This window comes from Microbacterium awajiense (genome assembly GCF_039536545.1).
Taxonomy (GTDB): Bacteria; Actinomycetota; Actinomycetes; order Actinomycetales; family Microbacteriaceae; genus Microbacterium; species Microbacterium awajiense.
On record NZ_BAAAYU010000005.1, the window covers coordinates 1,760,996 to 1,782,257 of the forward strand.

Annotated in this window: 19 protein-coding genes, 1 tRNA gene and 1 other RNA gene; 8 read left to right on the forward strand and 13 right to left on the reverse strand. The window is 71.3% G+C overall.

Annotated elements, in window-relative coordinates; all coding sequences use genetic code 11:
- Positions 1 to 31 precede the first annotated feature (31 nt).
- From ABD663_RS14870 to ABD663_RS14880, 3 genes are read right to left on the reverse strand one after another with little or no spacing between them, the layout of a single operon-like run.
- The gene (locus ABD663_RS14870; RefSeq protein WP_344739894.1) at positions 32 to 571 is read right to left on the reverse strand and encodes a YaeQ family protein; all 540 of its coding nucleotides are present in this window, start codon (positions 569 to 571) and stop codon (positions 32 to 34) included.
- 29 nt (positions 572 to 600) lie between these two features.
- Positions 601 to 1,938 carry a nucleotide disphospho-sugar-binding domain-containing protein gene (locus tag ABD663_RS14875; RefSeq protein ID WP_344739896.1) on the reverse strand — a complete coding sequence of 446 codons (1,338 nt, stop codon included), beginning with the start codon at positions 1,936 to 1,938 and terminating at the stop codon, positions 601 to 603.
- Positions 1,935 to 4,103 carry a glycosyltransferase gene (locus ABD663_RS14880; RefSeq protein WP_344739898.1) on the reverse strand — a complete coding sequence of 723 codons (2,169 nt, stop codon included), beginning with the start codon at positions 4,101 to 4,103 and terminating at the stop codon, positions 1,935 to 1,937. The genes ABD663_RS14875 and ABD663_RS14880 overlap by 4 nt, the downstream gene beginning before the upstream one ends.
- A 127-nt stretch (positions 4,104 to 4,230) precedes the next feature.
- Here ABD663_RS14880 and ABD663_RS14885 point away from each other — a divergent pair, with 127 nt between their 5' ends.
- Positions 4,231 to 4,677 carry a DoxX family protein gene (locus ABD663_RS14885; protein ID WP_344739900.1) on the forward strand — a complete coding sequence of 149 codons (447 nt, stop codon included), beginning with the start codon at positions 4,231 to 4,233 and terminating at the stop codon, positions 4,675 to 4,677.
- Positions 4,678 to 4,846: 169 nt separating this feature from the next.
- Here the strand turns inward: ABD663_RS14885 and ABD663_RS14890 are convergent, their stop codons facing one another.
- Positions 4,847 to 5,974, reverse strand: coding sequence for a helix-turn-helix transcriptional regulator (locus ABD663_RS14890; RefSeq protein WP_344739902.1), 1,128 nt, complete (start codon positions 5,972 to 5,974; stop codon positions 4,847 to 4,849).
- A 146-nt stretch (positions 5,975 to 6,120) separates the two neighbouring features.
- On the opposite strand from ABD663_RS14890, the gene ABD663_RS14895 reads away from it, so the two are divergent.
- Both ABD663_RS14895 and ABD663_RS14900 read left to right on the forward strand, forming a co-directional pair.
- Complete coding sequence (locus ABD663_RS14895) at positions 6,121 to 7,488, forward strand: FAD-binding oxidoreductase (protein WP_344739904.1); 1,368 nt, start codon at positions 6,121 to 6,123, stop codon at positions 7,486 to 7,488.
- A 202-nt stretch (positions 7,489 to 7,690) separates the two neighbouring features.
- Positions 7,691 to 8,770: a DNA glycosylase AlkZ-like family protein gene (locus ABD663_RS14900; RefSeq protein ID WP_344739906.1), complete on the forward strand. Its 1,080-nt coding sequence runs from the start codon at positions 7,691 to 7,693 to the stop codon at positions 8,768 to 8,770.
- Between the two features lie 3 nt (positions 8,771 to 8,773).
- Here the strand turns inward: ABD663_RS14900 and ABD663_RS14905 are convergent, their stop codons facing one another.
- The gene (locus ABD663_RS14905) at positions 8,774 to 9,259 is read right to left on the reverse strand and encodes a DUF4188 domain-containing protein (protein WP_344739908.1); all 486 of its coding nucleotides are present in this window, start codon (positions 9,257 to 9,259) and stop codon (positions 8,774 to 8,776) included.
- 68 nt (positions 9,260 to 9,327) lie between these two features.
- On the opposite strand from ABD663_RS14905, the gene ABD663_RS14910 reads away from it, so the two are divergent.
- Both ABD663_RS14910 and ABD663_RS14915 read left to right on the forward strand, forming a co-directional pair.
- The gene (locus ABD663_RS14910) at positions 9,328 to 9,984 is read left to right on the forward strand and encodes a MerR family transcriptional regulator (RefSeq protein ID WP_344739910.1); all 657 of its coding nucleotides are present in this window, start codon (positions 9,328 to 9,330) and stop codon (positions 9,982 to 9,984) included.
- 9 nt (positions 9,985 to 9,993) lie between these two features.
- Entirely contained in the window at positions 9,994 to 10,590 is a 597-nt protein-coding gene (locus ABD663_RS14915) for a hypothetical protein (RefSeq protein ID WP_344739912.1), read from the forward strand.
- A 13-nt stretch (positions 10,591 to 10,603) separates the two neighbouring features.
- On the opposite strand, the gene ABD663_RS14920 is transcribed toward ABD663_RS14915, so the two are convergent.
- The 8 genes from ABD663_RS14920 to ABD663_RS14955 all read right to left on the reverse strand — a co-directional run bounded on the left by ABD663_RS14920 (position 10,604) and on the right by ABD663_RS14955 (position 18,831).
- Positions 10,604 to 11,635: an LLM class flavin-dependent oxidoreductase gene (locus ABD663_RS14920; RefSeq protein ID WP_344739915.1), complete on the reverse strand. Its 1,032-nt coding sequence runs from the start codon at positions 11,633 to 11,635 to the stop codon at positions 10,604 to 10,606.
- 51 nt (positions 11,636 to 11,686) lie between these two features.
- A complete protein-coding gene (msrA, locus tag ABD663_RS14925) occupies positions 11,687 to 12,223 on the reverse strand; it encodes a peptide-methionine (S)-S-oxide reductase MsrA (RefSeq protein ID WP_344739917.1) in 537 nt (178 codons plus the stop codon).
- Between the two features lie 72 nt (positions 12,224 to 12,295).
- Entirely contained in the window at positions 12,296 to 12,661 is a 366-nt protein-coding gene (locus ABD663_RS14930; protein WP_344739919.1) for a DUF2834 domain-containing protein, read from the reverse strand.
- A gap of 134 nt (positions 12,662 to 12,795) precedes the next feature.
- The gene (locus tag ABD663_RS14935; protein ID WP_344739921.1) at positions 12,796 to 13,764 is read right to left on the reverse strand and encodes an aggregation-promoting factor C-terminal-like domain-containing protein; all 969 of its coding nucleotides are present in this window, start codon (positions 13,762 to 13,764) and stop codon (positions 12,796 to 12,798) included.
- A 328-nt stretch (positions 13,765 to 14,092) separates the two neighbouring features.
- Positions 14,093 to 14,177: transfer RNA gene (locus ABD663_RS14940), tRNA-Ser, on the reverse strand.
- A 74-nt stretch (positions 14,178 to 14,251) separates the two neighbouring features.
- Complete coding sequence (locus tag ABD663_RS14945) at positions 14,252 to 16,573, reverse strand: transglutaminase TgpA family protein (RefSeq protein WP_344739923.1); 2,322 nt, start codon at positions 16,571 to 16,573, stop codon at positions 14,252 to 14,254.
- Positions 16,563 to 17,807, reverse strand: coding sequence for a DUF58 domain-containing protein (locus ABD663_RS14950; RefSeq protein ID WP_344739925.1), 1,245 nt, complete (start codon positions 17,805 to 17,807; stop codon positions 16,563 to 16,565). Before ABD663_RS14950 ends, ABD663_RS14945 begins: the two co-directional genes overlap by 11 nt.
- 7 nt (positions 17,808 to 17,814) lie before the next feature.
- On the reverse strand, positions 17,815 to 18,831 hold the full coding sequence (locus ABD663_RS14955; RefSeq protein ID WP_425561787.1) for an AAA family ATPase: 1,017 nt from the start codon (positions 18,829 to 18,831) through the stop codon (positions 17,815 to 17,817).
- 174 nt (positions 18,832 to 19,005) lie between these two features.
- Between ABD663_RS14955 and ABD663_RS14960 the strand changes: the two genes are divergently transcribed.
- From ABD663_RS14960 to ffs, 3 genes are all read left to right on the forward strand, one after another.
- Complete coding sequence (locus ABD663_RS14960) at positions 19,006 to 19,479, forward strand: LpqB family beta-propeller domain-containing protein (protein ID WP_344739927.1); 474 nt, start codon at positions 19,006 to 19,008, stop codon at positions 19,477 to 19,479.
- The gene (locus ABD663_RS14965) at positions 19,479 to 21,113 is read left to right on the forward strand and encodes a DUF5671 domain-containing protein (RefSeq protein ID WP_344739929.1); all 1,635 of its coding nucleotides are present in this window, start codon (positions 19,479 to 19,481) and stop codon (positions 21,111 to 21,113) included. The genes ABD663_RS14960 and ABD663_RS14965 overlap by 1 nt, the downstream gene beginning before the upstream one ends.
- A 6-nt stretch (positions 21,114 to 21,119) precedes the next feature.
- Positions 21,120 to 21,216: signal recognition particle sRNA small type (gene ffs / locus ABD663_RS14970), an RNA gene on the forward strand.
- The last annotated feature ends 46 nt before the right edge of the window (positions 21,217 to 21,262 follow it).

Sequence of the window (21,262 nt, forward strand, 5' to 3'; positions counted from 1 at the left end):
TCGCCCCTTGTGCGGCATCCGGTCGTCGAGATCACACGAGCCCGCGCTCGCGGATCTCCGACTCCAGCGTCACCCGATTCACCTCCAGGTACAGCCGCCGCTCGGTCACCGAGAGGGTCATCGTGTTGCGTCGCTCGATCACGGCGGCGGCCGCCTCGACGAAACCGGGGTCGAAGCTGAACAGGCTGATCTCGGAGGCCCGATGGACTCGCTGGCCCGCCCACGGCGCCGCCACCTTGGCCGGATCCCGATGGGTGTACACGGCAACCCGCGCGGCCTGCATGCTGCCCGAGTGCAGACGAGCAGCATCCGGTGCACCCACCTCGATCCAGGCTGTGAGCGCACCGGTGAGATCACGGGCGAAGACGGCCGGCTGGTCGGTCGCCGCGATCCCCTCGCTGAACGCGATGCCCTCGTCGTACTCGAGGCAGTACGCGAGCACGCGGGTCACCATGAACGCGTCGGTCTCGGACGGATGCCGCGCCACTCGCAGGCTCAGATCCTCGTACACGCCGCGATCGACATCGGCGAGGGTGATCGCATAGCTGTACATCGTCGCGCCGGCTGCCACGGTGCCTGAGCCTACGACACGTCGGCGGCTCACCCGGCCGGCAGCTGCACCGCCGACGAGGCGGTCGCCACCGGCCCCGAGGAGAGCGTCGCATAGGCGAGCACCGGTCCGGGCCGCTCGGCCTGCGCCGCCGCTTCGATCTCGAGCGCGGTGCGCCCCGGCCAGCCGGGATCGGCGAGCGCGGCGACCGCCTCTTCGATCTCTCCGCTCGTCGCCGTGTTGGGTGCCAGCGCCAGGCCGGCACCGACCCGCTCGATCGCGGCCGCCCCGGCGAACTGGTCGGTCGAGAACGGCAGCACGAGCATCGGCACACCCTGGCCGACCGCTTCGGTGACCGAGTTGTTGCCGCCGTGCGTGACCGCGACGGCGGCGTGCTCGAGCAGCCGCACCTGCGGCAGGTACTCGCGCACCAGCCAGCCCGCCGGCAGGTCGCCGAGTGCGGCGGCAGGCGTCGACCCGGTCGCGATCGCCGCACGCATGCCCGTCCGTCTGATGGCCGTCGCGACGCGCGCGAGCACGTCGCCGCGCACCGACAGGAAGCTGCCGAAGCTCACGTACACGAAGGGTGTCTCATCGCGCAGGAAGGCCTCGAGATCGGCATCGGCCGGCTCGTCGCGCGTGGTCGATCCGAGCAGCACGTGGCGCGGCAGCATTCGCTCGTCTGCCCCGAGGAGCAGCCGAGGATAGTTGTACAGCACACGCTCGCCGTGCACGGCGAAGGCGTCGTCGACGTCGACGGATGCTGAGTCGAGCACGCGCGCAGCCGAGTTCCACTGCAGCGCGAACGCCTCCGATACCTCGAGACACAGCCGGTGCAGGTCGGCGAGGTCATCCGGCCGCGGGTCGAACGCACGCGGCCACGCCGGCGGATAGCCGTAGACCTCGCCGGCCACCGGAAGCGCCGACGGATGCCCGAGCACGACGTCGCCGTAGTCGATCCCGGCGGTGTGCAGGGCGAGGCGCGCACTGAAGGCGAGATGGTCGACGAGGATCGCGTCGGGTGCGACCCGGTCGATGACCTCCAGGGTCGCGCGTGCGCGGTCGACCGGCTGCCACATGAGGTCGGTGAGCCGCTCGCCCGCCTGATAGGCGAGCGTCGGGACCATACCCTCGTGCGTGGCGGCGAAGAACCGGTCCAGCGACGCCGCCTCTGCGGCATCCTGCTCCTTGGTGCGCATCACTCCGGCGTTCGCACCGCGACCGAGTGGCAGATCGACGCGCTCGAACCCGAATCCCGCCACGATCGGCGCGGTCGCCGTGCCCGTCGCGACCACGACGCGCTCTCCCGCGTCGTGCCACGCCGTCGCGAGGGTCGCCAGCGGCAGCAGGTGTGACGCGTAGTCGGGGCTGATGACGAGCAGGGTCACGCGGCGATCCTCGTGGCCTCGATGAACTCGGCCTCTTGCGCGACGACCGAGCCGTAGATCGGCGCGAGCGTCTCGGCCATCGCCTGGATCGTGAAGCGGGATGCCACGACCTCGCGCGCTCGCTCGGCGAGGGCTTCGTCTCCGGCACGGGCGCGGTCGAGTGCCTCTGCGATCGCTTCGGCCAACCGCTCGCGATCCCACGTGGCCGTCAGGAACCCGGTGTCGCCGTCGTCCACGTAGGTGGCGGGGCCTCCTCCGTCGGGCGCGACGACCACGAGACCGGTGGCCATCGCCTCGAGCACGGCCAAGCCGAACTCCTCCTTGATGCTCGCGCAGACGTATACGCCGCCGGGGGCGGCCAGTCCGGGCAGGCCGAACCGGGCGGCGGCGATCCAGCGCGCGGCGATGTCGTTCGGCTGGTGGCCGGCGACGATGAGTCCCCGGCGGGCGCGCTCCGGCGTGGGAACGACCCGCTCGATGAGGTCGAACTGAGCGCGCTCGTCGTGCGATGGAGCGGCGAGATCGCCGCCGACGATCAGCAGGTTCGCCCGCTCGCTCAACGGCGAGCGGGACCACGCGTCGACGAGGGTCGCCATGCCCTTCACCCGGTGCATTCGGCCGACGGTGACCAGGAGGGGAAGCCCGCGTCGCTCGGGTGCGAGCCCCTCGAGGTGCGCGGTGAGTGCGGCGAGGGCGGGGTCGCCTTGGCCGGCACCGTCGACCGCTGCGGCCGCGGATCGCGCGTCGGAGACGGCCCGGTCGATGACCACCAGGTCGACGCCCTCGGCCACCGCGGTGTGGCGCTCGCTGTGGCTCTTGATGTCGATGCCGACGAGCTCGCGCATGTCGCGCGCGAGGTCCGGTCGAGGAAACAGCACGCTGTGCGACGCCGACGCCGCGAGTGTCTGCACCAGCCGTGCGCGGAACCAGAAGTGCTCCCGCAGATCGGTCTCGCCGAACCCCTCGCGCGTCAGGCTTCCGGCATCCTGCAGCGACTGGATCACGCTGTGCGGGTCAGGTGCGACCGTGAAGACGGTGGGGATGCCGAGCTCGCGGGCGACGTCGGCCGCGGCGAGGCTTCCGACGTCGGCCATGCGCAGGTGCAGCACGTCGACGCCGCCCGCGGCGCGCAGCGCACGGCGGATGCCGCGACGCGCCGCCACACGCAACGGCCAGGCCGCCGCCGACGACACCGGCTCGGCGGCGAGCGGTACGTGGGCGTAGAGGTGGCCGTCGGCGGTGCCCGCCAGCTGGAGCAGGTCCTCGGCGCTCTGGTCGAGCGACCCCCGCGAGAGTGTGAGGACGCGGCAGACCGCGCCCGAGGCATCCGTCGTCAACGCGTCGCCGAGGCGCACGAGCAGGGTGGCGATGCCACCGTTGTCTCCGGCACCGGCCGCCGACAGCGACCGGTCGATGTCGGCGTGCAGGAAGAGCTGGGCGACGGTGAGCCCGTCTGCGCGGCCGTGGGCGGGGGGAGCGGGGTCGAGGTCGAGGTCGAGCAGCGCGAGCCGGGCGACGTCCGCAAGGCGCCCGTCGCCCGCGACGAGCTTCTCGAGGTCCGCCGCCACGGCGGCGTCGTCCCGTCGCTGCCCGAGGGCGGAGACGGCGGCCTCTCGTGCGGCATCCGGCTCGTTCTCGTCGACCGCGAAGCCGCGCAGCAATCGCGTTGCGATCGGGTGGTGCACGAGACCCAGCGTCTCGATCACGGCCGCGCGGGTCGGGGCATCCGTCACCGTCAGCAGCGTCGACTCGAGCGAGACCGCGAGCGTCTCGGCCGTGGCGATCGACCACTTCTCGATCGTGTGCTGCGCGAGCATGCCGGTGAACCCGCCCGCGGCCACCATGCCGATCAGCCGTGCGACGGCATCGGGGCGGGGAAGACTCTGCGCCAGTGCCCATGCTGCATGCTCGCGGATGAACGCGCGGCGATCCGACAGCAGGGAGACCAGCGTGCGCAGCGCTTCTTCGTCGAGCATCTCAGCGAGTGCATGCACTGCGGCGATCGCAGCGATGTCGTCGGCGCCCGCCAGAGCTGTCGACAGCACCCGCAGTGTGCGCACACCCGGGTCGCGCCCGGCCTCGAACGCGACGTCGTCGGCGGCGCGCAGCGCCTGCACGATCGTGGGTGCGCCGAGCACCTCGTCCATCGCCGTCTGGACGCCCATGTGCACCTCGGTCTTCCGCGCGGAGAGGTCCCGCGCTGCAGTGAGCGTAAGCGGCGAGGACCGCGTTCGGTCGTGGCTTGACAAGAGGGGCATCCGGTGGTTCTGGCTTGCGTGCGAGACTGACGTGATGTCAGCACGGCGGTCACCTCTGCAGGTCATCCGTGTCGGCAGCCGGATCCTGCTCGCCGCCGGGCTGGTCTTCATGGGGCTCTCGCACCTGTTCTGGGCGCGGCGCGGGTTCCGGGTCGCCGTACCCGAATGGGCGCCGAAGGCGACCGGACTCGACAAGGACGCGATCGTGGTGGCATCCGGCGTTGTCGAGATCATGCTCGGCGGAGCACTCGCGGCGCTGCCGCGCGACCGGCGCACGGTCGGAGCGGCGGCGGCGGCGTTCTTCGTCGCGGTCTTCCCCGGCAACGTCCATCAGTGGCGGTCGGGCCGGTCGGCCCCGCTGCTGCGCACCGACCGCGCCCGGTTCATCCGGCTCTTCGTGCAGCCGGCGCTTGTCGCGTGGGCGCTGTGGAGTGCGGGGCCGTGGCGGGCGGCGCCGGTAACCGGCGGACCCAACTCCTGAGTCTCCGTCTCAATCGCCGTCGGCCGACGGCGTGTCGGCAGGAAGCGGGCGGTATTTCAGGAGTTCGGCACGCGTCGGCCGCCGTGCCGAGATGCCGCCGCGTCAGAGGGTGTGCGTTGCCCTCTCGCAACCGGATGGGGCCGCGCGCCACGCACACCGGACTCTCGGTCTAGGCGGCGAACCATCCATCGGGGCCGACGTCGGCACCCCAGCGAGGTGCGTACTGGTCGGCGTAGACCCGCGAGACCAGTTCGCGGCGGCTGGTCACACCGGCCTTCTCGAAGATCGACTTGAGATGGTCCTGCACGGTGTACGGCGAGACATTCATCGACGTCGCGATCTGCTTGGTGTCGGCCCCGCGCAGCACCATGGCGATGACGTCGCGCTCACGGGATGTCAGGCCGAACGCGTCGGCGACCAGCCGGATGACCTCCTGCGGACGCGCCTGCTCGATGGCGACGACGACGTCGCCGGCCCGGTCGCCGGTGCCCGTCAAGGGGGTCGCGTGCATGACCAACCAGGTGCCGTCCATCGCGCGCAGACGCACCCGCGGCGCCGTGGTCGCGCGTCCGGCCGCGTACCGGCGCGCGCCGGTGACCAGCGAGTACACGACGGCGAGCGGGTCGCCGGCGTTGGGAACATTCCCCATGCCCGACAGCAGGGTCGTCGCGCCGCCGCTCTGCTGCACGATCCGGTCTTCCGCGTCGACGATGATCACCGCGGGACCGGCGGCGGTGGCGGCGTCTCCCGCGCTGTGGTGGGCGAGCAGCCCGACCCGGATCCCGCGCGTCACCATCGGCGCGACCTCTGCCAGGAAGTCGACTTCGGCCTGCGAGAACGGCTCGTCGTCCGATCCGCGGAACAGGCACAGCGAACCCCACGCACCCGAGCGGTCTGAGAAGACGACGCGCGCCTCATCGTGGTAATCGAAGCGGGGCATGAGGAAGTCGGCGAGCCGGATCGACCTGTCGACGGCGCCGTCGGTGCTGACCCGCACACCGACGGCGACGACCCCGCCGCTGATCATGCTCATCATCGCCGTGGGGTCGTCCTCGCCGTACTCGATGTGGGCCCAGGTGATGTCCCCGTCGTTGCGACCGTCGAGATCCCCGCGCTTGCGTGTGCTCGAGACGATGCCCGTCGCCGGGTCGAGGGTCGAAAGGCACCCGGCGACGGCGGGCACGACGCCGTCGAGTGCGGCGGCAGCCTCGTCCATGAACTGGTTCAGAGGCAGTCCGGCACGCGACATCACGTCGATGTCGCTGCGCGCACGCCCCAGTTGCAGCGCGGTGGCCATGCCTCCAGTGTGCCCCGGCCGGCCAGCGAGCGGTATCCCAGGTTTCTGGGATGCCGGAAATGCCCGCTCACCTGGGATGGTGTCGGGGGAGTGGTCGGGTCGATCCTGGTCTCATCCCTCCCTCGCTCACAGAACGGATGTCACCCATGACCAGCCATCTCACCACCGACCCGGCGCAGACCCTGCGCGAGCGGCTCGGCGACCTCGTGGTGCTGCCCGACGACGCCGAGTACGACCAGGCGCGCATGCCGTGGAACACCGCCGTCGATCAACGGCCTGCCGCCGTCGCCCGCCCGGAATCGGCCGAAGACGTCGTGCAGATCGTGCGCGCGGCCGTCGACGCCGGCCTGCGGATCGCGCCGCAGTCGACCGGCCACGGAGCGGCTGCACTCGCCGACACCGACCTCTCCGACTGCGTGCTCGTCTCCCTCGTGGGACTGCGCGGGGTCACCGTCGACGTCGGCACCCGGAGCGCGCGCGTGCTCGGCGGCTCGGTGTGGGACGACGTGCTCGCCGCCGCCGCCCCTCATGGCCTCACCGCGCTGCACGGCAGCAGCGGCGGCGTGTCGGTTGCGGGCTACGCGCTGTCGGGCGGGCTCTCGTTCTACGTGCGCGAGAAGGGGCTGGCCGTCAACAGCGTGCGCGCCGTGCAGGTCGTCACCGCCGACGGCTCGCTCGTGCGGGCCAGCGCCGACGAGAACCCGGACCTGTTCTGGGCGGTCCGCGGCGGCGCGGGCTCGTTCGGCGTGGTCGTCTCGCTCGAGATCGATCTGATGCCCCTGGCCGATGTCTACGCCGGCATGCTGCTGTGGGACGCCTCGCGTGCCGCCGAGGTGGTGCCCGCCTACGCCGCGTGGACGACCACGGCGCCGGAGTCGGCGACCACCACGCTGCGGGTCATGCATTTTCCGCCGATCCCCGATCTGCCGCCCTTCCTCAGCGGACGCGACCTCGTCGTGATCGACGGCGCGATCCTCGAGTCGGATGCCGCGGCGACGGACCTGCTCGCGCCGCTGCGCGCACTCGATCCCGAGATGGACACGTTCGCCCGCATCCCGTCGGCCGGCCTCGTCGCCGTCCACATGGATCCGCCCGATCCGACGCCGGCGCTCACCGCGCACGCGATGCTGGGATCGCTGCCGGACGAGGCGGTCGCGGCCTTCCTGGAGGCATCCGCTCTGCCCGGCGTGTTCTTCCTCGAACTGCGCCATCTCGGCGGAGCCGCCACGCGACCGGCCGAGGGCGGGGGAGCGGTCTCAGCACTGGACGGCGAGTTCCTGCTGCACGCGGTCGCCCTTGCGCCGGTGCCTGAGGCGCTGGCCCCCGCGGGGGCCGTAGTGCAAGCGGCGGTCGCGTCGTTCGCACCATGGCAGGTCGACGCCTTGGCGCTCACCTTCATCGACGGCGGCGGGGTCGACCCGGCGCAGGGGTACGGGGCCTCGCTCGACCGGCTGCGCGAGCTCAAGCTCCGGTTCGACCCCGAGGGGCGGTTCGCCGCGGCCCGCGCGGTGTAGCCGGCCGGCAGAACTCCACGGGTCCGGCGCGGCGTACGGGGGCTGGGGCCCTGCCGCCGTCTGGGACGGCCGGATCCGTGGAGTTCTGCGCGCGCGGCCGCCGCGACCGCGTGCCCAACTCCTGCAATTCGGCCGCAAACACCCCGAAATCGGCCGGAATCGGGGGAGTCCGGCCCGAATTGCAGGAGTTACGCTCGGCAGGATGACCCACCGGCTCACTCCCGACCAGGCTCGGCGGCTGATCGTGCGGGCGCAGCTGCTCGATGCCGACCGGCCCGGCGACGTCGTCGAGGTCGCCGAGCAGCTGACCTACATCAAGATCGACCCGACGGCGACGATCGCGCCGTGCGAGCAGACGGTGCCGTGGTCGCGCATCGGCTGGTCGTACGAGCCCGGGCAGCTGCAGAAGGCGGTCGAGGTCGACCGCCTTCTCTTCGAGTTCGACGGGGCCTTCCGCCCGATCAGTCTGCTGCCGCTCATGCTGCCGGCGATGCGCCGGTGGCCCGAACGCGAGAAGACCCGGCAGTGGCTCGACGCGAACGCCCGCTTCCGGGCCGATGTGCTCGCGCGGCTGCGTGCCGAGGGGCCGCTGCTGACCGGCGACATTCCCGACACGGCGCAGGTGCACCGCGCTCCCGATGGCTGGTCGGGTTCGAACCAGGTGCCGATCATGCTCGACTTCCTGATGCGCCAGGGCGAGGTCGCCGTCGTCGGACGCGAGGGCCGCCACCGCCGGTGGGATCTGGCCGAGCGCGTCTATCCGGCCGATCTGCTCGAGTACGACGACGCCGAGGCGGCCCGGCTCCTCGGAGAGCGGAAGCTGCAGGCCGCCGGCCTCGCGCGTCCTCACTGGTACTGGACGGGGGTGGGGAAGGACAGCGGCGAACCCGCGGTGGTTGAAGGCAGCGCCCGCAAGCTGCGCGTCGACCCTGAAGCGTTGGCCGCGCTCGACGACGACGCCGGCGGCCGGGTCGCGTTCCTCAACCCGTACGACACCTTGCTGTTCGACCGTCAGCGCCTCGTCGAGGTGTTCGGCTTCGAGTATGTGCTCGAGCAGTTCAAGCCGAAGGCGCAGCGCGTCTACGGCTACTTCGCGCACCCGATCCTGCTCGGCGATCGGTTCATCGGGATGCTCGATGCCGAGATCGATCGCGCTCGCGAGACCCTGCAGGTCAACGCCATCCACGAGTTCCTGCCGTTCGAGCCCGACGAGACCGAGCTGGTGGGGGCCGAGATCCGCGACCTCGCCGACTGGCTCGGCGTCGGGATCACCGGGCTGTGACCGTCACACCCGCGTGCGACCGTCCTCGAGACGTGCCTGTGCGCGATCGTGACGGCTCTGCACGGGAATGAGATCGGTCGCTGCGGCGAGCCCCATACGCGGTGTGGAGACGTACATGCTCTCGGCGCGAGCGACGACGTAGGTCTCGTGCCAGATGCCGACGGCACCCGGTGCCTTCCGCGCTGCTCGGTCGAATCTCGCCCAGGCGGGCCGATGCCGTTGTGCGGGATTCGACGCGTACGCGTAGAGCTTCTCGGTCGAGTCCCAGAACTGCACGACGTACGGCCCGCCCCTGCCGAACAGCAGCTGGTGGCCGAGCAGACCCGAGTCGGGATCGACGCTGAGCTCGCGCAGCATGCCGGGCATCGCCGCGAAGGCGGGGAACCAGAGGTCGGGCCGCCACCAGCGGTTGATCTGCATGCCGATGTGGAACACGACGAGGTCGCCCTCGTGGCGGTGGGTCATACGACCCGTGATGACCGCACTCATGATTCATCCTCTCGATAGTGCTGCTATCTAGATTAGATAGCGCTACTATCGAAAGTCAAGGAGGGGTCATGCGGATCTCGGAGCTCTCGGACCGATCGGGCGTGTCCGTCGCGTCGATCAAGTACTACCTGCGTGAGGGCCTGCTTCCGGAGGGCGCACGTTCGTCGGCGACGCAAGCCGACTACGACGAGCGCCACGAGCGGCGACTCGGGGTGATTCGCGCACTGCTCGACTCCGGCGTGAGCATCGCCGACGCCCGTGCGGTCCTCGCCGCCCTCGACGACCCGCCCGCGTCGCCGCACGACCTGCTCGGCGCCGCTCACGCGGCGGTGCTGCCGCATGTCGAGGGCGAACTCGACCTCGCCGCCGCCGAGGCGCTGCTCGCCCGCATGGGGTGGACCGAGGGGGCGTGCGACGCCGATGTCGTCGCCGGCGTCGCCCGAGCGCTGCAGAACCTCGACCGCGCCGGCTTCACGGTGCCCGATGAGACGATGGACGTGTACCTCGACGCCGTCGAGCGGATGGCGACTGCCGAGCTGGCGGGTGTCCCGCTCGGCTCGCCCGAGGACGCGGTCCGCTACGTCGTGCTCGGTTCGGTGCTCGTCGAACCCCTGCTGCTGTCGCTGCGCCGCGTCGCCGAGCAGATCGCGTCGGGGCGCCGTTTCGACGTGTCGACGGATGCTGCTGATGAGGCATCCGACGAACCGCTTCGGCGGCCGACATAGGCTGACGGGATGCCGAGCCGACGGATGCCGCGGATCGTCGCCCCTGTCGCGGCGGCCCTGCTCCTGGCCGGTTGCGCCCCGGGCGGGTCGACCGGCGACGGGGCGGATGTGCCCGCGGAGGTCGCCCAGCGGCTCGACGCCATCGATGCAGCCGTCTCGGCGTGGCAGGCGGCCGGCGACCTCGAGAGTGCGCAGCGCTCGGCAGAGGACGCGCGCAACCTCATCGAGGGCCCGGGGGGACCGGACTACGGCGACGGCGACGGCGACGGCACGGTCGCGGGTGCGACGGAGGCGGGGCTGCTGCCCGGCCTGGGCGGCGAGCCCGGTCTCGCGCAGCCGCCGCTCAACGACTGCGTCGAACGCGACGTGCTGGGCGGGTCGTGGGACGACCCGCAGCGGCGGTGGGACGTGTTCGCCGACACGCTCGCCGCCTGGTCGCCGGGGAACAACACGATGCCGACGCTGCCCAGCCACCCGCAGCGCGTCGTCGGCTGGGCGACGCTGACGCTTGAGTCGGGGTCGCTCGACGAGGCACACGAGTATGCCGGCCACGCGCGCCTGCACGTCGACATCAGCCGGGCGGCGTACGAGTCCTGCCCCGGCTGACCGGCATCGCGGATCAGGCCCGCGTGCTCTCCCATCCGAGCGACGGGGCGACGTGCCGAGCGAAGGACTCGACGATGCGCAGGTTGAACTCGACGCCCAGCTGGCTCGGGATCGTGATCATCAGGGTGTCCGCGCTGGCGATCGCGGCATCCTGACGCAGCTGCTCGACGAGCACGTCGGGTTCGGCCGCGTACGTCTTCCCGAAGGTCGAGCGGATGCCGTCGATGATCCCGACCTGGTCTCCGTCCTGGCGTCCGCCGAAGTACATCTGCTCCTGCGCGGTCGTGATCGGGATGATCGACCGACTCACCGACACTCGCGCGTCGCCGGCGTGCCCCGCCTCTCGCCACGCGGAGCGGAACACGTCGATCTGCTCGGCCTGGAGCTCGTCGAACGGCATCCCGCTCTTCGCCTCGGTCACGAGCGTCGACGACATCAGATTGACCCCGATGCGTCCTGCCCATTCCGCGGAGTCGCGGTTGCCCGCGCCCCACCACACACGTGAGCGGAGCCCTGGGGAGTGCGGCTCGATGCGCTGCATCCCGTGACCTCCGCCGAAGGGCGACGTGGGGTCGCGCTCGGCGAGGCCCTCACCCTCGATCGCGCGCAGGAACAGCGCGAAGTGCTCGCGCGCGATGTCGGCACCACGCGGATCCTGCGATCCCGTGTAGCCGAACGCCTCATAGCCACGGACGACGGTCTCGGGTGAGCCGCGGCTCACGCCCAGCGCCAGACGGCCTCCCGAGATGAGGTCGACGGATGCCGCCTCCTCGGCGAGGTACAGCGGATTCTCGTACCTCATGTCGATCACGCCCGTGCCCACCTCGATGCGCTCGGTGCGGGCCGCGATCGCCGCCAGCAGCGGCAGGGGAGCCGACTGCTGACGCGCGAAATGGTGCACCCGGAACGCGACGCCGTTCACGCCGAGCTCGTCCATGCCCTGTGCGAGGTCGATGGCCTGGAGCATGGAGTCGGCGGCGCTCAGCTCGAGACCGCCGCCGAGGGGGCCGTAATGGCCGAACGAAAGGGTTCCGAATCGCTGCATCTCGGTTGCAACGGTAACGGGGCGGCGGGTGTTCCGCCGCCCCGTGGAGGATCAGACAGCCGTGGCGCCGCGCGTGGGCAGCACCCAGCCGGCGCGGGGGAAGTGGCAGGTGTACCCGTTCGGGTACTTCACCAGGTAGTCCTGGTGCTCGGGCTCGGCCTCCCAGAAGGGGCCGAGCGGCTCGATCGTGGTGACCGCCTTCGCCGGCCACAGCCCCGAGGCGTCGACGTCGGCGATGGTCTCGCGCGCCACGCGCTCCTGCTCGTCGGTGACGGGGAAGATCGCCGACCGGTAGCTCGACCCGATGTCGTTGCCCTGGCGGTTGAGCGTGCTCGGGTCGTGGATCTGGAAGAAGAACGCCAGGATGTCGCGGTACGTCGTCGCCGTCGGGTCGAAGACGATCTCGACCGCCTCGGCGTGCCCGGGGTGGTATCCGTACGTCGCGTTCGCGTTGCTTCCGCCCGTGTAGCCCACGCGGGTCTCGAGCACGCCCGGCTGCTTGCGAATGAGGTCCTGCATGCCCCAGAAGCATCCGCCGGCCAGCACGGCCGTCTCGGTGTTCGGGGTCCGAGTGATCTCGCCGCTCATGATGTGGTCTCCTCGTCGTCTGTGAACAACTCTCGACGCCGCCGGCTGCGACGTCACCAGGTGAAACGCGCGTCACCGCCCATTTGGTCCCGCCAGCCTGGGAGTGGGGTGTGAGTTCTCGGCGATGCGCCGCTCGCGCAGCGCGAGGAAGAGAGGGAACGTGAAGGCGAAGGCGGTGACCCCCGAGAGCACGATGAACAGCCAGGCGTGCCGCATCCCGATTCGGCGCGCTTCGACGATGATCAGGATGCTGCCGGCCACGGCGACCACGAGCAGATCGACGCCGATCGAGCCGACCGCCGGGCCGCCCGCGAACAGATCGGCGAACCAGTCGCGCGCGACGACGACCGACCACACGTTGAGCGCCGCGGTCGCCACCAGGCCGACGAGCGAGAGGACCAGGTAGGTGATCGCCAGAGGAGTCCAGGTCCGTGTCATCGTTCGTCTCCGCTCGGTCTCGATGCGCGCGACCGCGCCTGTTCGGTGCGAGCGCTCCTGCTATGTGTAGCGCAGTCGCACCGAACAGTCGCGGTCGTCGTGCGGGTGTTCCGAGGGAAGTCGGTCAGCCGGTGTCAGTACCAGCCGTACGACTGCGAGTGCGACCACGCGCCGCACGGCGATCCGTAGCGCGCTGAGATGTAGCCGAGTCCCCACGCGATCTGGGTGCGGGCGCTGGTCTGCCAGTCGGCGCCGGCCGAGGCCATCTTGCTGCCGGGAAGAGCCTGCGGGATGCCGAACGCGCCGCTGGACGGGTTGTAGGCCTGGTAATTCCAGCCCGACTCCTTGTTCCACAGGGACACGAGGCATCCGAACTGGTCCTGGCCCCAGCCGTAGCCACCGAGCATGCCGCTCGCGATCGACTGTGCCTCGGCGGGGCTGGCGCCCCCGCCGCCCGACGTGACGGGCTGAGGCGCGCTCGAGGCCGGCTGCGACGCTGCTGCCGCTGCCGCGGCCGCAGCCGCGGCAGCCTCTTCGGCCTGTCGCGCGGCCTCGGCGGCTTTGCGTTCCTCTTCGGCCTTGCGCTTCTCAGCCGCGTCGAGCGCCTCGACGAGCGCATCGACCTCACCGGTCACGGATGCGGTGAGGGTTTCGAGGTCCTCGGTGAGCGTCGGCGCGAGGGTCGCGGGCACCGTGCCGGCCTCGGCGAGGCGCGCGGCCGCCGTTGCGAGTTGCGTGGTGTCGACCGTGGTCTCAGAGGTTCCGATGTCCAAGCCGGACTCGTCGATGTCGTCGTCGATCCGCTCCGCTGCGGCGATCGCGTCATGCGCGTCGCTCAGCGCCGACTCGAGCTCGACGTAGATCAGGGTTGAGTCGTCGGCGTGGTCAGCGGGCTGTGCGGGCATCGAGTACGACACGAGCGCGAAGTCTGCGAGGGTGCCGGATGCCTGAGCCTGCGACGTCGGCGTCGTCGCGCTGACGCCCGTCACGACCAGCAGCGCGGCGGCGCCGCTGGTGAGGGCGATGGCCCGTCGCCGGCTTCGGCGGGTGGCTTCGAGACGACGGGTGCGGCGGGCAGGATTCGATGTGGAGACGTTGCGCATGAAGTGTGTGGGGTTCCGTTCGGAGTCTCGATCGACTCGGCGATGTCGTGGCCGCCGGACGCAGGCACACGAAGCCTCCACTCTGGCGAGGCGGCCTGGACGGTTCCTCCACGTTCCCTGAACGACCCGTGAGAACGGATACCTGGCGCTGACGCAAGCCTCCGTGAGCTACTACCCGGGTGTCGCTGCAGGCGGGCGAGACGATCAGTGACTCCGTGAAGCCGGTCGAGGCGTCACCGTCCATCGTCGGCAACACCAACACCCGAGCCCACGAAAAGTCCAGAGCCGCGCATCGCTCGTAAACGATGACGCGACTCAGGACGATCGGCGGAGGATAGGGGATTCGAACCCCTGAGGGCTTGCACCCAACACGCTTTCCAAGCGTGCGCCATAGGCCACTAGGCGAATCCTCCAGGGCCCCTGAGGGCCGCCGGACAGTCTACCTGTTCGTCGGGGGACGCCCGATCAGCAGGCAGCTCGACGGGGTTCAGCTCACGCGCGCCGACGCGTACGCGCTGCCGGGCCTCACCACGAGCGACCGCGGGGCGAGCAGCGCGAGCACGCGGCGTGACGGCGGAGCGGCGGCCAGCAGCGCGTTGCGGGCGGATGCCGCGGCATCCGCCACCTCGTCGCCGTGCCAGTAGTCGCGAACGCGAGGCGGCGCGTAGCTGGCTCGTTCGATGGCGCTCGCCAGGGTCTCCATCGCCGCTGCGGGCGCATCGTGCTCGGCCACCAGTCGCGCGGCGAAAGCGCGCGGGGTCTCGCCGGGCGGCACCGCGACGCCGAGGTCGATCGCCGCCTCTTGCACCGTCGTCCATGCCGCCGCCGAATCTCCGTCGCGCGCGGCGGTCAGCAGCGACCGGCGGCGCACCTCGCGCCAGATCGCCGGCAGCGCGAGCAGCAGCGCCAGCCCCAGCAGCACCGTCACGGTCGGCAGCGGATTGGCGCCGATGACGGCGGGTCCGGTGACCGGTCCCGCGTCAGGCGTATCGGCATCCTGGGGGTTCACGCTCGCGGTCGGGCTGGGGCTGTCTGTGGGTTCGGGGGTTGCGCTCTGCTCGTCGGGGATGTCGCCTGGGAGCTGCGTCGCGGGCGTGAAGTTCGTGGGCGCGCCCAGGCCATTGGTCGGCTCGAAGCCGATCCAGCCGATCCCGTAGAAGAAGACCTCGGGCCACGAGTGCAGCTGCCTGCTCGACACCTCATGCACGGTCTCGCCGTCGACGACGTCGGTCGTCGACGTGCCGGGAAGATAGCCGACGACGATGCGCGACGGCATCCCGAGCGTGCGCGCCATGAGTGCGAACGCCGACGCGTAGTGCACGCAATACCCCTCGCGCTGGTCGAGGAACTGCGCGACGGCCTCGGCCCCGGTGCCGTCGAAGCCATCCTCGACGGGGGCATCGAGCGAGTAGCGGAACTCGGGCGAGCGGAACCACGTCTGCAGCGCGATCAGAGCGTCGTAATCGGTGGTCGTGCCTGCGGTGATCTCGGCCGCGAGTTCCGCGATGATCGGGGGCAGGTCGTCGGGCAGTCCCGTCGTCTCGTCACGGAGCGTCGGGCCGCCGGCATCCGCGGCCCGAGCCTGCTCGCGGGTGGGCCGCGGAACGTGGGTGATGACCTCGTAGGTCTGTCCCTGCGTGCTGCCGGCACGGCTGATCACGGTGCGGTTGAACGGCACGGCGGCCCACTCGCCGTCGAGACCCTCGACACCGATGGCGGGGTAGGCGACGGGCAGCCACGGTGAGGAGAGATTCAGGATCTCGACGGTGGTGCGGTACTCGACCATGCGGATGTCGTCGTCGACAGAAACCGGACCGAAACCCGACACCGGGCCGAGGGTGACGGAGCGCTTGCGGTCGGGTTCCCACACCGCTCCGTCGAACGTCGACAGCGTCGTCGCGCGCAGGTACGGCGGGCTTGGCGCGTCGCTGCGCACGGTGAGCACCACGCTCTCGCCCGGCCTGCGCAGGTCGTTGCCGAGCTGAAGAGTCGCATCGATCCCGAGACCGATGCCGAAGCCGGCGGGCCCCGACCGTGCGATCGGCTGGGGGAGCATCGGGGTCACGACGAGTGCGAGGACGACACCGATCGCCGCGATGCCGACGGCGGTCGCGGGAACCCCGGCGGTGCGTGCGGGCTCGGCGGAGTCCTCGTCGTCGGCAGGCGTCGCCGACAGTTCGCGCGAACGGGTCTCTGCGCGCAGCAGGAAGAGGATCGACACCGCCAGGAGCACGAACGCGAGCACGTCCACGGCGGCGGGCACCACGAGGGCGGGGATGAGCGACACCGGTATCAGGGCGACGGCGGCCAGCAGCGGCATCCGTGCCGTGATGACGACGTGATCGATCACGATGGCGAGCAGCCCCGTCGCGCCGACGATCAGGAAGATGAGCGCGGAGCGCGCCTCCATCGGCGCGACACCGACCGCGATCTCATTCATCGCGGTCGCGATGATGCGCGGCACGGCGCGCAGAGCGTCGAGAGTGGGGACGAACCCGGCCCACGCGGTGTCACGCAGGAAGACGACCGTCATGAAGACGACCCACACCGCGATCTCGATGAGGCTGACCGCCAGTGCCGGCAGCCGGAATCTGCGCGCGGCGAAGCCGGCGCCGAGCACGAGCACGGCGAGCATCGGCGCGCCGAGCAACCAGACGCCCGGCGCCATCACCCGCATCAGCGGAAGCAGTGCGATGAGGACGGCGATGAGCACGCCGACGGTGAGCAGCACTTCGCCGCCGCGGCGGCCCGGGCGGGTGTCGGGCGACCCGGCACGCACGACGGTGCGCTCGCGCCGATCAGGCGACATGGGCGTTCTCCCGGTCGACGGCGCCCGCCCATGCGGCGGCGAGGTCGGTGTCGGCGCCGATCCGGGCGGTGCGCCATCCGTAGGCCCCGAGCTGGGCGAGCGCATCCTCGCGCGGCGCGACCGCCAGCAGCAACGGCAGTGCGCTGTGGTGCGCGACGGGGGCCAGTGCCGTCGCGTCCTGCACGTCGAGGCGGCCGGTGATCACCACGACCGGGCCGGTCATCACGCCGGCGAACAGGCGACCGACGCGTGCGAGATGGTCGTCGCCGCGTGCGGTCACGGTCGCGAACTGCGCGACGACGCCCTCGACCTCGGTCGTGTCACCGGCATCGATGCGCTCGGCGAGCACGGTGCCGTCCGAGTCGATCACCTCGACGGCGTACCCGTCGCCGACGAGTCGGGCGACCGCCGACACGCAGGCCGACACGGCCGCCTCGAAGCCGGGGTCGACACCGGGGGCGGACATCGCATCGGGCGAGTAGCGCAGTGCGCCGCGGTCGAGCACCACGGATGCCTCCGGCGTGGACTCCTGCTCCTCCTGACGCACCATGAGCTCGTCGCGGTGGGCAGTGGCCCTCCAGTGGATGCGGCGGCGGGAGTCGCCGGGCACGTAGGGGCGTGCGACGAGGTTGTCGGCGCCTTGGCCGAGCTGGTGGATGGTCGCCTGCAGCAGCCCACCGGTCGCACCCGCGTACTCGGCGAGAGACGGCAGGTCGACCACCGCCGGAGCGACCGTGACCGCTGAGCGCTCGCCGAAGGAGATGCTGCGCCGGGCGAGGCCGAAGGGATCGACCTGCCGCAGCGCGAGCGGACCGATCGTGTGCACGCCACGCTGCGTACCCGTCACGGCGTAGTGCAGCTCGACGAGGCGCTCGACGCCGCGCAGGCCCGAGCCGAGAGCGGGGAAGACGCCGTCGGCCCGTCCTCGGAGCGCGGACGGAAGGGTGTCGTGCCAGCGACCGGGCGGCGTCGGCACCGCCGTGCGCACGCCCACCTGCACGATCACGGAGCTCTCGCGGCCGACCGTCGCGACCTCGGGGCGCAGTACGCGCGAAACGGTGTCGATGCGCCGGGCGAAGTAGAGGGACGCCAGGCTCGTCGCGACCACGGCGACCAACAGCATCCCGAAGTACATGAGTTCGATCACGCCGAGCTCGCTCGCCGCGATGAAGCACGCCGCAGCGAGAACGAGCGCACCCGTGCCGCGGACGGTCAGCGGCCACAGGCGTCTCATGGTCGGCTCACTGGCGCGCGGCGATGGGCACGCGCACCGAGGCGGCGATGCGGTCGAGGATCGCGGTGATCGCGTCGGCCGTGCTTCGTGCGCGCGCGCCGCCGCTCGAGCGCGACGGGATCAGACGATGGGCGAGCACCGGCGCGAGCTGCTGGGTGATGTCGTCGGGGATCACGAAACCACGGCCCTCGAGCGCGGCCCATACCTTGGCGGCCCGCACCAATTGCAGCGTGGCCCGAGGACTCGCGCCCAGCCGCAGATCGGCGTTCGTACGGGTCGCGTGGGCGAGTGCCACGGCGTAGTCCTCGATGGCGGGCGCGACGTGCACGTCGCGCGCGAAGGCGATGAGGTCGAGGACCCGTTGCGCGGTCACGACGGGCGTGACGGCATCGAGGGGATTGACCTTCTCGCGCTGACGCAGCATGTTCGCTTCGGCGCGCGCATCGGGGTAGCCCATCGAGATGCGCATCATGAAGCGGTCGCGCTGCGCTTCCGGCAGGGCGTAGGTGCCCTCCATCTCGAGCGGATTCTGCGTGGCGACGACGAGGAACGGGTCGGGCAGACGGTGGGTGAGACCGTCGACGGTGACCTGTCGCTCCTCCATCGCCTCGAGCAGCGCCGACTGGGTCTTGGGTGAGGAGCGGTTGATCTCGTCGGCGATCACGATGTTCGCGAAGATCGCGCCGCGCTTGAACTCGAACTCGCGCTCGACCGGGTTGAAGACGCTGACGCCGGTGACGTCGCCCGGCAGCAGATCGGGGGTGAACTGGATGCGCCGGACCGTGGCGTCCACGGAGGCCGCCAGCGCGCGGGCGAGCATGGTCTTGCCGACGCCGGGGACGTCCTCGATGAGCAGGTGCCCTTCAGCGAGCAGGCACACCAGGGCGCTCTTGATCGCCTCCGGCTTGCCGTCGATGACCCCGTGCACCGAGGCCAGGATCGCTTCGGTCGTGCGGGCGAAGCTCTCGGGCGTCAGCTCACCGGCCGGTTCGGTCGCGGCATCCGTCGTCGCGGTGTCCGTCACGTGCGGCCTCCTCGCGGGGCGGGCGGGCTTCGTCGGGTGGAAGCGCCCTTGCCCCTCCCCGATCGTAACAACGCAGGCAGGCCAGGTGGCCTGGGAGATGCCTGCACGATCCGTCGCACGGCCGGTCGCACGCCGTTCCTGTGCTGTGCGGCGTCGTCGGTGCAGGATGTGACCATGAGCGATGTCGCCCCCGATCCGCCTGCCCGCCGCTCGCGGTTCCTCCTCGTGTTCCTCGTCGTCGCGGTCGCGGTCGTCGTCGTGGTCGCCCTCGTCGCCGTGTTCGTGCAGCGCGAGCCGGCGCAGTACGGCGAAGACACTCCCGAAGGGACGGTGCAGCGCTACTCCCAGGCGGTGGCGGACGGCGACGTCGATGCCGCGCTCGGCTATCTCGTCAGCGAGGTGGCCGACGACTGCTCCCGGGTGCCGGTGGACGCGCAGGACCGGCGGATCACGCTGCTCGAGTCGACGGACCGGGGCGAGACCGCCACGGTGGAGGTGCTCATCGTCACGATCTACGGGTCGGGCCCGCTCGGCGCCGACGAGTACGAGAGCGAGAGCGTCTTCGACCTGGTGAGGGACGACGGCGGTTGGCTCATCCGCACCGCTCCCTGGGAGCTGACCGTCTGCGACCAGACGAGGACGCGCTGATGGCCGCCACCGGGCGCGCGCAGACCGTCGTGCGGCGTCTGCTCGTCTACGGCATTCTGTTCGCGATGGTCGCCGTGGCGGCGACGGGCCTCGCGGGACTCGTCGAGCGCGCGGTTGCGGGTGCCGCCGTGCTCACCACGGACGACTCGGGACTCGCGCTCTCGCTCGCCTTCGCGGTCATCGGAGTCCCTCTCGCCGGCCTGCTCTGGTGGTGGCAGCGCCGGCGGTTCGCGGATGCCGCCGAGCGCGAATCGCTCGTCTGGGCCATCTATCTCGCCGCGATGACGACGGTATCGCTCGTGGTCTCCGTGACCGCTCTCGCGACCACGGCATCCGAAGGCATGGCCGGCCGCTGGGATCCCGGTGCGTTCGCCACGGCCATCGTGTGGTCGGGGGTGTGGGTCTGGCACCGATCCATGCGCCGCAATCGCCTGACGGCCCCCACGCGGCTCGCGGAACTGCCCGCGACACTCGGGTGGGTGTTCGGTCTCGCTGTCCTGGCGGTGGGCGCGATCGGCGCCCTCGCGTCGCTGCTCGGGGCGGCGCTCGCGACCGTCGAGCCCGTGCTCGTGTCGACGAGGCCCTGGCAGGTCGCGGTGCTGCAGGCGCTGGTGTGGGCCGTGGTCGGAGCCGGGGTGTGGTCGCAGCACTGGTACCGCGAGGGAGGGCGTGCGGCGTCGGGAGGGTTCGCGCAGGTCGCGCTCGTGGTGGTCGTGGGCGCGAGCGCCGCCTCGACCCTCTTCGCCGTGGGCACCGTGCTGTACGTCGGGATGCGACTGCTCTTCGATGCGGATCCCGTCGCCGATGTGCTCGCCCCGCTGGATCTCGCCATCGCCGTGGCCCTCATCGGAGGCATCGTGTGGGTCTTCCACTCCGCGGTCGTGGCGATGCGCCCGGACATCGTCGGCCGCGGCGCGCGCCTGGTCGTCTCGGGCGTCGCGCTCATCGGGGCGGCGAGCGGATTCGGGGTCGTCGTGAACGCGCTTCTGGCGACGCTCGCGCCGCGGATCCTCGACGACGATCCCCGCACGCTCCTGCTCGGGGGACTCAGCGCACTCGTGGTGGGCCTGCCGGTGTGGTGGATCGCGTGGCGCCCGACGCGCGCGGCATCCGCCGACGACGCCGCCGACCGCGCCCGGCGTGTCTATCTCGTCACGATCTTCGGCGCGAGTGCGGTCGTGGCCATCGTGACGGTGCTGCTCATCGGCTTCCGGCTCTTCGAGCTCGCCTTGGGCGAGGTGACCGGAGCGGGTGTCATCGACCGCATCCGCGCCCCGCTCGGCCTGCTGAGCGCGACGGCGGTGGTCTTCGGCTACCACTTCGCCGTCTGGCGCCACGACCGCTCGCTTGCGCGGCCCGAGCCGTCGAGGTCGACGACCGCACACGTGATCGTCGTCGCGGCCGCAGGCGCGGACACGCTGCGCCGCGGCATCCGGTCTGCCACCGGCGCCGCCGTCAGCGTGTTGTCCGTCGCGGACGAGGCGGACGGCGCTGCACTGCGCGACGACGACCTCGAGGCGGTGCTCGCCTCGCTGGCGCGGGTCGACGCGCCGGGCGTGCTGGTGCTGCGGGGAGACGGCGGCATCCGCATCGTGCCCGTGACGCGGGCGCCCGGCGACCTCGAGTCGGGGTAGACTCTCGGAAGCCCTCCGCGAGGCGGCATCCAGGCCAACTCCCCCAGGACGGAAACGTAGCAAGGGTAACCAGGCTCTGCCGGGTTCGCGGAGGGTCTTCCCATGCCCGCGGGTCTTCGACGTCCCGGGACAGGGCAGTGCGGTCGCCC

Excerpts from the sequence above, each read along its gene's own strand:
- ABD663_RS14910 (WP_344739910.1), top strand. The coding sequence starts at position 9,328 with ATGCGGATCTCGGAGCTCTCGGACCGATCGGGCGTGTCCGTCGCGTCG.
- ABD663_RS14885 (WP_344739900.1), top strand. The coding sequence starts at position 4,231 with ATGTCAGCACGGCGGTCACCTCTGCAGGTCATCCGTGTCGGCAGCCGG.
- ABD663_RS14930 (WP_344739919.1), bottom strand. The coding sequence starts at position 12,661 with ATGACACGGACCTGGACTCCTCTGGCGATCACCTACCTGGTCCTCTCG.
- ABD663_RS14890 (WP_344739902.1), bottom strand. The coding sequence starts at position 5,974 with ATGGCCACCGCGCTGCAACTGGGGCGTGCGCGCAGCGACATCGACGTG.
- ABD663_RS14965 (WP_344739929.1), top strand. The coding sequence starts at position 19,479 with ATGGCCGCCACCGGGCGCGCGCAGACCGTCGTGCGGCGTCTGCTCGTC.
- msrA (WP_344739917.1), bottom strand. The coding sequence starts at position 12,223 with ATGAGCGGCGAGATCACTCGGACCCCGAACACCGAGACGGCCGTGCTG.
- ABD663_RS14900 (WP_344739906.1), top strand. The coding sequence starts at position 7,691 with ATGACCCACCGGCTCACTCCCGACCAGGCTCGGCGGCTGATCGTGCGG.
- ABD663_RS14915 (WP_344739912.1), top strand. The coding sequence starts at position 9,994 with ATGCCGAGCCGACGGATGCCGCGGATCGTCGCCCCTGTCGCGGCGGCC.
- ABD663_RS14950 (WP_344739925.1), bottom strand. The coding sequence starts at position 17,807 with ATGAGACGCCTGTGGCCGCTGACCGTCCGCGGCACGGGTGCGCTCGTT.
- ABD663_RS14935 (WP_344739921.1), bottom strand. The coding sequence starts at position 13,764 with ATGCGCAACGTCTCCACATCGAATCCTGCCCGCCGCACCCGTCGTCTC.
- ABD663_RS14945 (WP_344739923.1), bottom strand. The coding sequence starts at position 16,573 with ATGTCGCCTGATCGGCGCGAGCGCACCGTCGTGCGTGCCGGGTCGCCC.
- ABD663_RS14880 (WP_344739898.1), bottom strand. The coding sequence starts at position 4,103 with ATGGGCGTCCAGACGGCGATGGACGAGGTGCTCGGCGCACCCACGATC.
- ABD663_RS14895 (WP_344739904.1), top strand. The coding sequence starts at position 6,121 with ATGACCAGCCATCTCACCACCGACCCGGCGCAGACCCTGCGCGAGCGG.
- ABD663_RS14905 (WP_344739908.1), bottom strand. The coding sequence starts at position 9,259 with ATGAGTGCGGTCATCACGGGTCGTATGACCCACCGCCACGAGGGCGAC.
- ABD663_RS14960 (WP_344739927.1), top strand. The coding sequence starts at position 19,006 with ATGAGCGATGTCGCCCCCGATCCGCCTGCCCGCCGCTCGCGGTTCCTC.
- ABD663_RS14920 (WP_344739915.1), bottom strand. The coding sequence starts at position 11,635 with ATGCAGCGATTCGGAACCCTTTCGTTCGGCCATTACGGCCCCCTCGGC.